Here is a 13,719-nt window from a genome sequence, read left to right as displayed (position 1 = left end):
CGAAATATCATACCCGGAAATTCGCCTGCGAATCATACAAAACAGGTGCTATTACAAGATGTTTCCCAACGGATTACCGGACACCTTGCTCCATCATTTCGTCCCAACGTCCCTCACCAAGCGTTTTCTTATTTGCCTACCGGAAAAGTTTTTCTGATGGCCCTCCCAACTGTTGTAACCTGACGTGCCAAAGAGAAAGGAAGTTCCATGTCAAAAATTATTAAAATCTGCTCATTGATTCTCGTGGGCATTTTTTCCATTGCCCAAGCACACGCAGCCACAGGCAAAGCCTTCATTCAGCCCATCGTCACTGATTTCCCCCAGATCCAGCTGAACGTGAACATCCTGGACAGCAACGGTCACCCCGTTTACGGCCTGAAGCCTGAGCAATTCTCCCTTATGGAAGATTTAAAATCCGTTGAAATGACAGGATTTGAAGCAAAAAAAACGGAGGAGATGAAACGCAACAAGGTGGATATCGTCTTCGTCTTTGACGACACCGGCAGCATGGCATACGAAATCAAAGGACTCAAAGAGAAAACCATTGAGTTTGCCGATATCATCCAGTCATCGGGGTTTGACTATGAGTTGGGCCTGATCACCTACAAAGACACCATCAACAACCCATTCAGGCGCACAAAAAACGCCGAGGACTTCAAAACCTGGGTCTCCTCCCTGCGAGCGGCCGGAGGCGAGGATGAGCCGGAAAATGCACTGGACGCCATAGAGGCCGCTTACCGCCAGCCCTTCAGAGATGATGCACGGGTCATCTTTATCCTGATCACCGACGCGACCTTCCATGCCCGGGACGCCATAAGCCCCCTCTCCATGCAGGAGATCATCACGAACCTGGCGGAGCGAAACATCCAGCTCCACGTGGTGGGCCCCAACATCGACCAGTACAAGGCCATGACCTCTGAGCTGGGCGGCACCTTCTACGACAAGGACTCAGGCCAGTTCAAGCGCATCATCACCCAGATTGCAGGGGGAAGCTCCGGTAACTACACCCTCACCTTCGCAAGCCGCCGCCCGTCCTACGATTTCACCTGGAGATCTGTCGAGCTGACCCTTGCAGGCCACTCCCTGGCAGACAATGTCACGCAATACCAGGCCCCGAGCTGGGTGACCGCATCCAGTCGGCGATACAGCCTGAAGGGCAACGAAAGCCCCTACTCTCCCCACTTTGTGGTTGATGGGGACAAAAACACCTGTTGGGCCGAAGGCGTAGCCGGAAGCGGCGTTAAAGAGTGGATCGCCCTGAACTTCAATGAGCCGGTTATGGCCGACCATTTTACCATCCACCCCCCGAAAAACGGCGTACACATGCCATCAAGCATCTCCGTAACCCTCAACGGAGACGACAAGCGCCACTACGAAGTTGATCCCGGAAGCGGCCTTATTTCCGGGACCTTTGAAAAAGACCTGCCCATCACACAGTTCAAGGTCACCATCGAAAAGGCCAGCGGAGATACCGTCGGCTTCTCCAAAATCGAACTCTCCGGCGGAAAGCCCAGGGCATTGGTCGGCCCCCTCAAAAAGGCCCAGGAGATCCGGTTCTCCCGTAAAATCTCACGGGACATGAACAAGAAGGGCGAAGAGCTCTATCACAAGAAAAAATACGATGAGGCCATTTACTACTACAAAGAGTCCATCGAAAAAGACCCCACTTATGCCCAGGCCTTCAGCAACCTCGGGCTGGCTTACCAGCGGGCAGACGACTACCCCAATGCCATCTGGGCCAACAGAAAGGCCATTGCCCTGGCAAGGGGAAAACACAAGAAAACCGTCAGCGCCAGCTCCTACTACAACATCGCTCGAATCTTCGAGGCGCAGAACAAGTACGAAGAGGCGCTCCAGAACTTTATCTGGGCCAAGTCATTCAAAAGCCACAGCGCTTACGATTCCGGCATCGCCCGCATGAATGAGAAGCTCGGGATGTAATCCCTGCCTGCCTCCGGTGATCCTGCCGGGGGCCCTGTTTTACCTGTTCCGAAAGAGTGGGGTGTCCCCGCTCTTTCGGCACGCCATTAACATCACTTGCAACGGTCTTTCCCCTACGATGCCTGCAGGTCCTGAGGGGAAAGGCTGTTGCCACGGAAACATGTGCGGGGACTCTTGTCAAAAAAGCGGCCCGCCCGAGGCAAGGGGACGACCCATGAGATACATTCTGATTCTTTTACTCATCTTCACCTCCGCCGCCCATGCCGCGGGTCCCGAAAAAATAGCAACCTATGACAGAAAGACCTGGCCGGAAGCCATTGACAGCAATGCCGCCTTTGACCGGGCCTCAGCCTTCGAGGGCTATCATTTCCTCGATGTGCTGAGCACCGTGGACACAGGCAGTACAGAGACGATCCGGGCATTCACCGGCGTCAAAGAGCCCGACATGGCGTCTGTAGGGAGGTGGGTCCGTTTTGCCCGGGACGAGATGGTTAAAAATTTCAATGCGGCCCAAAGGCAGGACGCCAAAGGGTGGGGCGGAGGCTCAAAAATTGATTCCGCAGAGACCTACCTGGCCCTGATGCGGCCCCACTACCTCACCCTTCCTTCCGAGTACGATCAGTGGAAAGAGCGTTCCCGAAAATTCCATACCCGCTACGTGTACGAGCAGCTACGCCTGGCGGCCCTCTTCCCCCGGATCACAAGTGAAATTCTGAAACTGGATCAATCCGAACGCAACGGGTTTGAACTCAGCGACAAGCAATTCATCCTGACCTTTGATGACGGCCCCAGCCCCAATGGGGTCACCGGGAAAATGATCTCTGAGCTGAACAGCAGACACCTTAAGGCGGCGTTCTTTCTTCTGGGGGAGCGCCTGGAAACATGGCCCCCTGAAAAAGCCCAAGCCCTTTATGCCGGACACTATGTGGGTTCCCACGGGTATACCCACAAGGCCCACCCCGGGTACGCCCAGTGGCAATCATCCATAGACAGGACCCATTCTCTGATCTCGGCTGTTTTTTCGACCCCTTCCAGCCGCATCGGATTTCGCCCTCCGTACGGTCAGCGAACCCCGGAGATCATCGCGCACCTTCGCACCGTACACCACAGCCACGTGGCCCTCTGGAATATCGACAGCCAGGATTGGAACCGGAAAATCGGCCCTGACCAGCTCTCCGACCGGGTGACCACCCTGATCCTGTTGTGGAGAAAAGGGATCATTCTCTTCCACGACCTGTACCCGAAATCCATTGAGGCTGTCGGGGCCCTGCATGACTTTTCACGGGAAGCCAACATTGAGTTTGTTGACCCCGGATAGCAGTCGGATCGTCGACGGCCTTCCGGAAGGTCCAAACAATTCGCAAGAGCTGTGTGGCAAGCTGTTTAAACCTTTGACCCCGGAACACGACAGATCAAAACCTGCATGGATCCCGGGACGTCACCGACACAGGTAGAGTTCGTCCAAAGTTTCGAAAAGGGCGTTTCGGGCCTCTTCAAAGCGGGCCATCTCGGCCCGGGCTTCGTCGGTTTTCCCCTGGGTGTGAAGGGCCACCACCGCCTCTGCGCGGGTGTGGACCTCCTCATGGCAGGCCCCCACGGCCCGGTACTGGGGAAGGGCGGCCACGGAATCGTCCACCGAGGCATACCAGCGGCCAAAGGCGCACGCCCCGTGGCCGGGCACCTCGCCGGGCTCCATGGTCCGGATGCCCTGGAGGGCGGTCTCGATGCCCATTTTCCAGTCAAAGTGGGCATTTTTCACCTTGCCCATGTCAAAGGGGGGCGCAGAGACCTTGAACCGGCCGATGACCTCCTGCAGGACAATCCCGATATGTTTCTGTTCTCCGGCAAACCCGCCCACCTCGATGCACCGGTGTGCCGTGCCGTCGGCCGCGCCCTTCACCGACGAGATCTCCCGGGAGACCAGGTCGTTGACACCTGAGGCGCTGACCACATGCTTGTTTCCCTCCTGCATGGAGTGGGAGACGTCGTCGGCTTTGGAGACGATCTCCCGGCTGGCGTCGGCCTGCAGGGCCACGGCCGAGGCAATGGTGCTCACCATGTCGCTGACCCGGGTGCTGCTCTGGGTGATGCGGTCGATCACCTGCACGGTCTGGGTGGTGGAGTCCTGGACCCCGGATACCCGGTCCTCGATCTCCAGGGTGGCCTCGGCGGTCTGCCTGGCCAGGGCCTTGATCTCATCAGCCACCACGGCAAAGCCTTTGCCCGCCTCCCCGGCCCGTGCCGCCTCGATGGTGGCGTTCAAGGCCAGCAGGTTGGTCTGATCGGCGATCTCCTTGATGGTCTCGGTCACCAGGGTGATCTGGCCCGCGGCCTTGCCCAGGGCTTCCACGCTGGTGTTGGCCAGCTCCGCCTGGGCCACGGCCTCGCGGGTCATCTCCTTGGCCTGCTCGGATTGATGGGCCACCTCCTTCACACTCGCGGTCATGGACTTGGCCGATTCGGCCATGAGCCCCACCAGGCGATCCGACTCATCGATAGCCGTTGCCATGGCATCCATGCTGGCGTTCATCTCTCCGGAGGAGGAGGCCACCTCTCCTAAGTCCGCCGACATCTGGCGGGCTCCGCCGGACATCTCCCCTGCGATGCGGTCCATGTTCACCGATGCATGGCCGATGGTCTCGGCGTTGCCCCGGATGCTGCGCACCAGGCGCTCCAGGTTGCCGATAAAGGTGTTGAAGGCAAGGGACAGGGCCCCGATCTCGTCGGGCTTTCCCCGGCCGCCGGCCATGGGCAGCCTGGCCGTGAGATCCGCCTCCCCGGTGGCAATACCCTGGAGCATGGAGACCACCCGGTTCAAGGGACGCACGATGCCGTTGCCCGTAAAGAGCCCCAGCCCCGCAGCCACCAGAAAACAGAGGATGCACACCACCACCATGGCCACAAGAAACTCCTGCCTCACCTGAAAAAACTCATCTTCCGAGGCTGAGGTGAGCACCTTCCACGTGAAATCTCCGAAATCCGCGGTGGCAAATCCGTACACGGTGGCGTGCCCTTCGGTGGCATCGCTGAAAAAACCCTGGCCCACGGTCTCTAAAATGTTCAGGTTGTCCGAGCCTTCCCCCAGGCTCTCCCGGATGTTCCCGCCATATCCCGCGCTGCCCTCTTCATGACCGATGACCGTGCCGTCGGAGCGCACCACGGTCAGGGTCTTGGTAGCCCAGCCGAGATCCCGGAAGCTGCTTACCCTGCCCTCCAGCCACTGCTGCACCAGCTGCCACTTCACCCGCGCGCTCAGGGTGCCCAGCACCCCGCCGTCCGCATCACGAATCACCGTGGCGATGACCATGGTGTACCGGGCATCCCCGCCAAAGGGAGGCTGGGTGAGAACCGAGCCCTCGGGCTGCTCGTGCCAGTCCGACCAGTAGGTCCCCCGGGCCAGGGTCTGTCGGTACCATGCCTCCTCCCCGTGCCGGGCACCGATGAGCCCGGGTTCGCTGGCCGACACACAGGTGCCCTCCTGATTTGTCACCATGAAAAACGAAAAGGGATTGTCCTTGTCCCGGACCAGGCCGGTGAGCAGGGTGTCCACATCCCCGTAATCAAAATCGGTGATCAGCGACTGGCCCAGGATGGGGTTTGCCAGCAGCAACCGGATATCCCGGATACGATGGTCCAGAACCTCCTCCAGATATTCGGCTGCGATCCGGCTGTCCGCAACCATCTGCTCGGACTGCCGCGACTCGATAAACCCTGAAATCCTGTAGCTGGCATACCCCGCCACAAACAACGCCGGCAGGATCCCCACGATGATCATGGACAGCAACAACTTGACCTTGAGTTTCACTCTCATCCCCCTCGCATCTCACGGTGCACACGCCACCGCGCAACGCCCCGCACCGAAAGGGGCATTGCGCACCTGACCCGGAACGGACCCTGTCGGCCTACTGCTGCTTCATGATGGCCTGGATGATCCGGTAGTCCCCGATGGTTGCCCTGGCAAACCCGTCGTACTTCTTGTTGATGGCCTTTATCTCCGGGGCGTCGGCGGGCAGTGTTTCCAGAAGTTTCTGGAGCGTTTTTGCCTTTTCCTTGCCCAGGGCCTCGATGTTGGCGCAGATGGGAAAGTTGGGGATGGGCTTGGAGATGGCGAGGAATTTCAGGGCATCCTTGTTTTTCAGGGCTACGCTCTCCTTGATGCCCCCTGCAGCGGCCTTGCCGTCCAGGACCGCCCGCACCACGTTGGAATGGGAGCCTGTGAGCAGGTGATCGTCAAGCGCGTCCAAGGTCACGCCCTGTTTGGCCAGAAGGTACCTGGGCACCAGGTAGGAGGAGGTGGAACCTTTGTCACCAAAGGCAAAGACCTTGCCCTTGAGGTCGGCAACCGATGCCAGGGACGAATCTTTGGGGGCAACCACATAGGACTTGTAAAAGGGCGAGCCCTTCTTCACGACCTTGACGATGGGGATCACCGTCTTTTTCTGAGCGTTCACCTTCACCGCACCCACGGGGCCGATGTAGGCAAAGGCCAGGTCGCCGGAGAGCAGCGCGGCCTCGATGGCCTCGTAGTTCTCGCCGACACGCAGGGTCACCGGCTCTCCCAGCACCTTGCTCAGGTACCCGGCAAGGGGCGTGAACTTCTCCTCCATAATCTGCTTATCTTCCAGGGGAATCACCCCGAAGGTCAGGGCGGCCTGGGCGGCACCCGAGAGAAAAAAAACCATCATGGCAGTGAGCAACAGGGACTTTTTCATGTCTCATTCCTTTTGGATTTCGTTGATAGAAAAGGCGCACGGGCCCTTCAGGGTGAAGACGCAACCCGTTCCCACGGATGAAGGGCACGGTTCACACCTCCCGTTGCTCGCCACAGGCTGAAAAAAGGGGGGGGGACGCAAAACGCTCACTTCGGCGGTGAGGGGATACATCATTCATTAAGGATAGCGAGTACTGGCTGATACAGGAAAAGGCGGTGATGCGGGGAACACCCGACAATAAGGAATATTCAGGGTTGGTTTCCGAATTTTTATTTCAAATTGAGCAAATAAAACATCAACAAAAAACACTACCAATTTCACCTGACAACCACGTAATACAAGAAAATCATAGGCACAAGTGTACTACATGTAAAGAATTTTATATCTTTAAACGTTAGAAAAAGTAGTGAAACTGATCCATAAAGCAATCATGGCCGCCCCATTTGATTTAAACAATCAAAGTCTTAGTGGCATTTGCTCACTCATCGCAGGAAAGCAGCAAACAAACCCAGAATGGCGATACAGAAGACCCCTCGGGGTTTCGCCGAAAACCAAAACGCGATGTCCCTGAAAAATAGGACCTGTACACAGCAGGCCCTCGAAGCACCGCCAAAGGGCAGGAATAAGAAAAGTACCTTTTTCAGAACTTGGTTGCCTCATTTATCGCAAAAAAGGCAAGTCACGACAGCCGGAACCTTCTTTAGCGGCCCTTGATCAGGACCTTCATAAAATGCTCGGTGGGGATGCTCAGGGGGCTGTTCCTGTTGGTGACGATACCGATGGAACGGGAGGGAAGGGTCTCCTTGAGGTCCAGGACGCGCACCATGGGGTCGCCCTCGGGGATGGCGTCGGCCATGACAAACCCCACGCCAAGGCCGATGCGGACAAAGTCCACGATAAGATCGATGCTCTCCAGCTCGAACTCAGGGGTCAGCACCGCTTTCTGTGCCCGGAAAAACGCGTCCAGGTACCTGCGGGTGTTGGTGTTGGAAGTGAGCGTAATCAAGGGCACGTCCTTGAGGTCCTTGATGGAAGGGCGGGCCGGAAGCCTTTGGGCATAGGCATCCGTTGCAATGGCCACCTCCTGAAACCCCTTGATCTCCGTGATGTTCACCCCCTTGACGGCCATGGATTCCGGCAGGTTCACCACCCCGAAGTCCATCTTGCCCCCGGCGATCTCTTCCAGTGTCTGCATGGAGGGCTGGTTGGTGATGCTGATTCGGATGTTGGGGTAGTCCTCGTGGAAGCGCTTGATGTAATCCAGAAGAAAGTAGCGGCAGATGGTGTCGCTGGCCCCGATGGTCACCTCGCCGTAGCCCAGGGCCTTTGTGTTTTCGATGTTTCTCTCCCCGGCCTTGATCAGGTCAAAGGCCTCGGAGATGTGGAAAAAGAGCATCTCCCCTTCCTTGGTAAGCTGCATGTTCCGCCGGTTGCGAATAAAAAGAAGGGCCCCCAGCTGGGTCTCCAGCTGTTTGATGGACTGGGAAACAGAGCTCTGGGTCACAAAAAGGGCCTCGGCCGCCCGGGTGAAGCTCAGGAGCCTGGCCGCATGGTAAAAGACCTTGTACAATTCAAAATTAACGTTCACAATCCGTCCTTATATTAGCCATACCTGTTATTGACGTTACAATTATTAATTACATTTATAAAACCACCTATGGTAAGTCAAGGGTGTCATCAGGAAGCGAGCCCCCAGGGCCCGCCCCACATTGAGGCGATACCGGTTCACGGTCCCCCGGGATCCGGCGGAACCGTGAACGAGAAACACATACATTATTCAGGGGTCTTTCCATGCCAAACAGAATCAGACGGGTCTTTGTTGAAAAGAGAGATAACTTCAAGGTCGAGGCCGACCACCTGCTCTCGGACCTCACCCACAACCTGAACATCGACGGGGTCTCCCATGTGCGCATCATCAACTGCTACGAGTGCACGGGTTTTGACGACGCCACCTTCGACCTGGCCAAGGCCAATGTCTTCAGCGAGCCCAACATCGATGAGGTGTATGAGGACCCCTCCCGGTTCACGGGGTGTGATTTTGTCTTCCGCATGGGCCTGCTCCCCGGCCAGTTCGATCAGCGTGCGGACTCCGCCATGCAGTGCGTGCAGCTCTTAACCGCAGGAGAGCGCCCCCTGATCCGGGCCTCCAAGGTCATTGCCGTCAACGGCAGCCTCTCCGATGCGGACAAGGCCAAGATCAAGACCCACATGATCAACGTGGTGGAGTCCTGCGAGCTGGACCTGGAGCTCCCCGAAACCATTGAGATGGACGCGGTGGTCCCCGAGGACGTGGCCGTGTTCGAGGGTTTCACCGAGTTTTCCGAAGCCGAGCTGGCCTCCTTTAAAGATGCCGAAGGCTTTGCCATGAGCATGGGGGACATCCTCTCCTGCCAGGCCTACTTCAAAGGGACCGAAAAGCGAAACCCCACCATCACCGAGATGAAGGCCATCGACACCTACTGGTCGGATCACTGCCGCCACACCACCTTCATGACGGAAATCGAAGAGGTGAAGATCCGGGAAGGCAAGTACGCCGAGGAAATCCAGAAAGCCTACGACCTCTACCGGGCAGACCGGGCCGCCTGCGGGGCGAAAAAGCCCGAGTGCCTCATGGACCTGGCCTGCATCGCCGCAAAATCCCTTAGAAACGACGGCTACCTCAAGGACATCGACGTCAGCGAGGAGATCAACGCCTGCAGCATCAACGTGGATGTGGACGTGGACGGCTCCGAGGAGAAGGTCCCCTACCTCGTGATGTTCAAAAACGAGACCCACAACCACCCCACGGAGATCGAGCCCTTTGGCGGGGCCGCCACCTGCCTGGGCGGCGCCATCCGGGATCCCCTCTCCGGCCGATCCTACGTCTACCAGGCCATGCGCATCACCGGGGCCGCCGACCCCAGGACGCCCTTTGAAGAGACCCTTCCGGGCAAGCTTCCCCAGCGCACCATCTGCAAGCGGGCCGCCCACGGCTACAGCTCCTACGGCAACCAGATCGGCGTCACCACCGGCTTTGTCAAGGAGTACTACAACGACCGCTTCGTGGCCAAGCGCATGGAGGTGGGGGCCGTCATCGCCGCCACCCCCAAGGACCAGGTGATCCGCGAGGTGCCGGAGCCCGGTGACATCGTGATCCTGGTGGGCGGCAGAACCGGCCGCGACGGCTGCGGCGGGGCCACCGGCTCCAGCAAGGAGCACACCGAAGAGTCCCTGGCCACCTGCGGGGCCGAGGTCCAGAAGGGCAACGCCCCGGAGGAGCGAAAAATCCAGCGCCTCTTCCGAAACGAAACCGTCTCCAAAATGATCATCCGCTGCAACGACTTCGGCGCAGGCGGTGTCTCCGTTGCCGTTGGCGAGCTTGCCGACAGCATCGACATCTACCTAGACCGGGTGCCCAAGAAATACGACGGCCTGGACGGCACCGAGCTGGCCATCTCCGAATCCCAGGAGCGCATGGCCGTTGTGGTGAGGCGCGAAAACGCCGAAGCGTTTATCCGCCTGGCAGGGGACGAGAACCTGGAAGCCACGGCCATCGCCGACATCACCGACACCGGCCGCCTGCGCATCCAGTGGCGCGGCAACTGGATCATCGACGTCTCCCGAGCCTTCCTGGACACCAACGGCGTGAGCCAGTCCACCAAGATCGAGGTGGAATCCCCCGAAGCAGGGGCCAGCGTCTTTGAAAGCAACAAAAGCGGTGATGACGCCGCCCTCTGGATCGAAACCCTGTCGGACCTTAACGTGGCCAGCCAGAAGGGTCTGGTGGAGCTCTTCGACAGCACCATCGGGGCGGGCTCGGCCCTCATGCCCCACGGCGGCAAGACCTACCGCACCCCCACCGAGGGCATGGCCGCCAAGATCCCCGTGGAGCACGGCGACACCAGCACCGGCACCCTCATGGCCCACGGGTACAACCCGGAGATGGCCATCTGGTCCCCCTTCCACGGCGGCCTCTACGCCGTGGTGGAGAGCGTGGCCAAGGTCGTTGCCATGGGCGGCGACTACCGCAACATCTACCTCTCCCTCCAGGAGTACTTTGAAAAACTGCGAGGCGAGGCCGTACGCTGGGGCAAGCCCTTTGCCGCTCTTTTGGGGGCTTATCGCGCCCAGAAAGAGTTCAAGATCGGCGCCATCGGTGGCAAGGACTCCATGAGCGGGTCTTTTAAAGACCTGGACGTGCCCCCCACCCTCATCTCCTTTGCCGTGGCCGCAACGGACCTGAACCAGCTCATCACCCCCGAATTCAAGCGGGAAGGCTCCCGCGTGGTGATGGTCCGGGCCAACCGGAACGAGGCCGACGTCATCGACTTTGACGACCTCAAGGAAAAATACGACCGCATCACCCGGCTCATGGCAGAAGGCCACATCATCAGCGCACACACCGTCAGCAAGGGCGGGGCCATGGCCGCCATCGCCAAGATGTGCTTCGGCAACACCCTGGGCATGGAGATCACCCCCGAGGTCACCCGGGAGATCCTCACCGAAGAGGCTATCGGTTCCCTGGTCCTGGAGGTCAGCTCCGAAAAAGAGCTTGCAGAACTTTTCACTTCGGCCTATGTCGATCTTGGGATGGTCACCGGCGAGCCGACCATCTCCCACGGCGAGATGACCCTCGCCCTGGACGATCTCATCACCGCGTGGGAAGCACCCTTGAACGATATTTTCGACATCAAGGAGGACCACCACGGTCCCATCGAAACCTTAAGTCACACGGCAAAAACCGTCCATGTGGCCAACACCCGGGTTGCACGCCCCAAGGTGATCATCCCCGCCTTTCCCGGCACCAACTGCGAACTCGACACCCAGCGCGCCTTTGAACGCGCCGGTGCCGACGCCGAGGTGGTGGTCTTCAAGAACCTCACCGCCGCCTGGGTGGAAGAGTCCATCGCCACCCTGGCCGGCAAGATCAAAGGGGCCCAGATCATCGCCCTGCCCGGCGGGTTCTCCGCAGGGGACGAGCCCGAAGGCTCCGGCAAATTCATCGCCTCCATTTTCAAAAACGAGCAGGTGAAAGACGCGGTCCACGGCCTCCTGAACGACCGGGACGGCCTCATGCTCGGCATCTGCAACGGCTTCCAGGCCCTGGTGAAACTGGGCCTCTTGCCCTTCGGCGAGATCCGCACCCTCTCGGAAACAGCCCCCACCCTCACCTACAACAAGATCGGCCGCCACGTGGCCCGCTACGCCAAGACCCGCGTGGCCTCCAACCTCTCGCCCTGGCTTGCGGGCACCGAGGTGGGTGAGATCTTTGAGTCTCCCCTCTCCCACGGCGAAGGGCGATTCTTTGCCAATCAGGAGGTCCTTGACGGGCTCATCAAGGGGGGACAAATCGCCACCCAGTACGTGGACGAAACAGGCAACGCCACCTACGACGGCAGCTTCAACCCCAACGGATCCATCTACGCCATCGAGGGAATCACCAGCGTCGACGGACGCATCCTGGGCAAAATGGGACACAGCGAACGCATCGGAAACCATGTGGCCGGTAACATTTACGGCAAAACCGATATGAAGATTTTTGAGTCTGGGGTAAGGTACTTCCAGTAAACAGGCATGATCAAAGGATTCACAATGAATTGCGACAAGTTTAAAGACGAATGCGGTGTCCTGGGTATCTTCTCCAAGACAAGCCGAAACCTTTCACGCCGGGTCGCCTTCGGACTCATCTCCCTGCAGCACCGCGGCCAGGAGAGTGCGGGTATCGCCGCCTACGACGAGGGCAAGGTCCGCCACTACAAAGAGATGGGCCTGGTCCAGGACGTCTTCAACAACGACATCCTGGAAACCCTCAAGGGCACCATCAGCGTGGGCCACGTGCGCTACTCCACCACAGGGGAGTCCCATGTCTCCAACGCCCAGCCCCTGGTCATCAACTACCGGGGGGGCAGCATCGCCCTGACCCACAACGGCAACCTGGTGAACGCCGACAAGATCCGGGACGAACTGGAACTCTCCGGCTCCATCTTCCAGACCTCCATCGACACCGAGGTCATCGCCAACCTCATTGCCAAGAACTACTCCCTGGGCTTTAAGGACGCCATCCTCAAAACCGTCCGGGAGATCAAAGGGGCCTTTGCCCTGGTCATCGTCTGCGAGGGCAAGCTCATCGGCGTGCGGGACCCCAACGGCCTGCGCCCCTTGTGCATCGGCAAACTCCCCGACGGCGGCCTGGTCCTCTCCTCCGAGAGCTGCGCCCTGGACGTCGTGGGTGCCGAGCTCGTGCGGGACGTGAAAAACGGCGAGATGGTCATCATCGATGAAAACGGCATGGAGTCCATCATCTACGACGACAGCCAGCGTGTGGCCCACTGCATCTTCGAATACGTCTACTTTGCCCGCCCCGACAGCGTCATCGACGGGGTCAGCGTCTCCAGCTCCCGCCGCAGCGCCGGTAAAACCCTGGCCCAGGAGCACCCCGTGGACGCCGACATCGTCATCGCCGTTCCCGACTCCGGCATTGACGCGGCCATCGGCTTCGGACAGGAGTCCGGCATCCCCTACGGCATCGGCCTCATCAAGAACAAGTACATCGGCCGCACCTTTATCCAGCCCGACCAGGAGTCCCGGGAGCTGGCCGTCCGCCTCAAGCTCAACGTCCTCAAAGAGAACGTCAAAGGAAAACGGGTCGTGGTGGTGGACGACTCCATCGTCCGCGGCACCACCAGCCGCAAGATCGTGGACGCCTTAAGGAAGGCAGGGGCCAGCGAAGTCCACATGCGGGTCAGCTCCGCCTCGGTGAAATTCCCCTGTTTCTTCGGCATCGACACCCCCAACCGCCAGCAGCTCGTGGGCTCCTCCAAGAGCGACGAAGAGGTACGCGAACTCATCGGCGCCGACTCCCTGGGCTACATCAGCGTAAAAGGCCTTCTTGAGTCTGTGGGCAAAACCAACTGCGACATGTGCACTGCCTGCTTTGACGGCGACTACCCCATGGACGTCCCCGAAGAGGTCAACAAACTCATGTTCGAATAGCCTGGTTCGCAAATGCTCCTGGCCTCGTTCCTCGGCCGTCGCATTTGCTTACGGGCTTCGCCCGTGGGACAGCTGAATCTGCGAATGCGATCGA

General features: G+C 59.0%; 7 protein-coding genes. 4 read left to right on the top strand and 3 right to left on the bottom strand.

Annotation, left to right across the window (positions count from 1 at the left end; translation table 11 throughout):
* Positions 1-207 precede the first annotated feature (207 nt).
* Positions 208-1,941: a tetratricopeptide repeat protein gene (locus ACOYW0_RS16495; protein WP_482414925.1), complete on the top strand. Its 1,734-nt coding sequence runs from the start codon at positions 208-210 to the stop codon at positions 1,939-1,941.
* Positions 1,942-2,155: 214 nt separating this feature from the next.
* Entirely contained in the window at positions 2,156-3,259 is a 1,104-nt protein-coding gene (locus ACOYW0_RS16490; RefSeq protein WP_482414924.1) for a polysaccharide deacetylase family protein, read from the top strand.
* Between the two features lie 120 nt (positions 3,260-3,379).
* Here the strand turns inward: ACOYW0_RS16490 and ACOYW0_RS16485 are convergent, their stop codons facing one another.
* The 3 genes from ACOYW0_RS16485 to ACOYW0_RS16475 form a co-directional block, all read right to left on the bottom strand.
* Positions 3,380-5,746 (bottom strand): methyl-accepting chemotaxis protein, encoded by a 2,367-nt coding sequence (locus tag ACOYW0_RS16485; protein WP_482414923.1) that lies wholly within the window; start codon positions 5,744-5,746, stop codon positions 3,380-3,382.
* Positions 5,747-5,843: 97 nt separating this feature from the next.
* Complete coding sequence (locus ACOYW0_RS16480) at positions 5,844-6,653, bottom strand: phosphate/phosphite/phosphonate ABC transporter substrate-binding protein (protein ID WP_482414922.1); 810 nt, start codon at positions 6,651-6,653, stop codon at positions 5,844-5,846.
* A gap of 700 nt (positions 6,654-7,353) precedes the next feature.
* The gene (locus ACOYW0_RS16475) at positions 7,354-8,241 is read right to left on the bottom strand and encodes a LysR family transcriptional regulator (protein WP_482414921.1); all 888 of its coding nucleotides are present in this window, start codon (positions 8,239-8,241) and stop codon (positions 7,354-7,356) included.
* Between the two features lie 203 nt (positions 8,242-8,444).
* Here ACOYW0_RS16475 and ACOYW0_RS16470 point away from each other — a divergent pair, with 203 nt between their 5' ends.
* Together ACOYW0_RS16470 and purF are read left to right on the top strand one after the other, a co-directional pair.
* The gene (locus tag ACOYW0_RS16470; RefSeq protein WP_482414920.1) at positions 8,445-12,200 is read left to right on the top strand and encodes a phosphoribosylformylglycinamidine synthase; all 3,756 of its coding nucleotides are present in this window, start codon (positions 8,445-8,447) and stop codon (positions 12,198-12,200) included.
* Between the two features lie 24 nt (positions 12,201-12,224).
* Positions 12,225-13,625 carry an amidophosphoribosyltransferase gene (gene purF, locus ACOYW0_RS16465; RefSeq protein WP_482414919.1) on the top strand — a complete coding sequence of 467 codons (1,401 nt, stop codon included), beginning with the start codon at positions 12,225-12,227 and terminating at the stop codon, positions 13,623-13,625.
* Positions 13,626-13,719: the final 94 nt, after the last annotated feature.

The sequence above is a fragment of the Desulfoluna sp. HI9BLuna genome (assembly GCF_056829775.1).
This window is presented reverse-complemented; position numbering and strand designations above follow the sequence as displayed.

What these genes read in the sequence shown, in the direction of transcription:
- ACOYW0_RS16495 (WP_482414925.1), top strand. Translation starts at nt 208, where the DNA reads ATGTCAAAAATTATTAAAATCTGCTCATTGATTCTCGTGGGCATTTTT.
- ACOYW0_RS16490 (WP_482414924.1), top strand. Translation starts at nt 2,156, where the DNA reads ATGAGATACATTCTGATTCTTTTACTCATCTTCACCTCCGCCGCCCAT.
- ACOYW0_RS16480 (WP_482414922.1), bottom strand. Translation starts at nt 6,653, where the DNA reads ATGAAAAAGTCCCTGTTGCTCACTGCCATGATGGTTTTTTTTCTCTCG.
- ACOYW0_RS16470 (WP_482414920.1), top strand. Translation starts at nt 8,445, where the DNA reads ATGCCAAACAGAATCAGACGGGTCTTTGTTGAAAAGAGAGATAACTTC.
- purF (WP_482414919.1), top strand. Translation starts at nt 12,225, where the DNA reads ATGAATTGCGACAAGTTTAAAGACGAATGCGGTGTCCTGGGTATCTTC.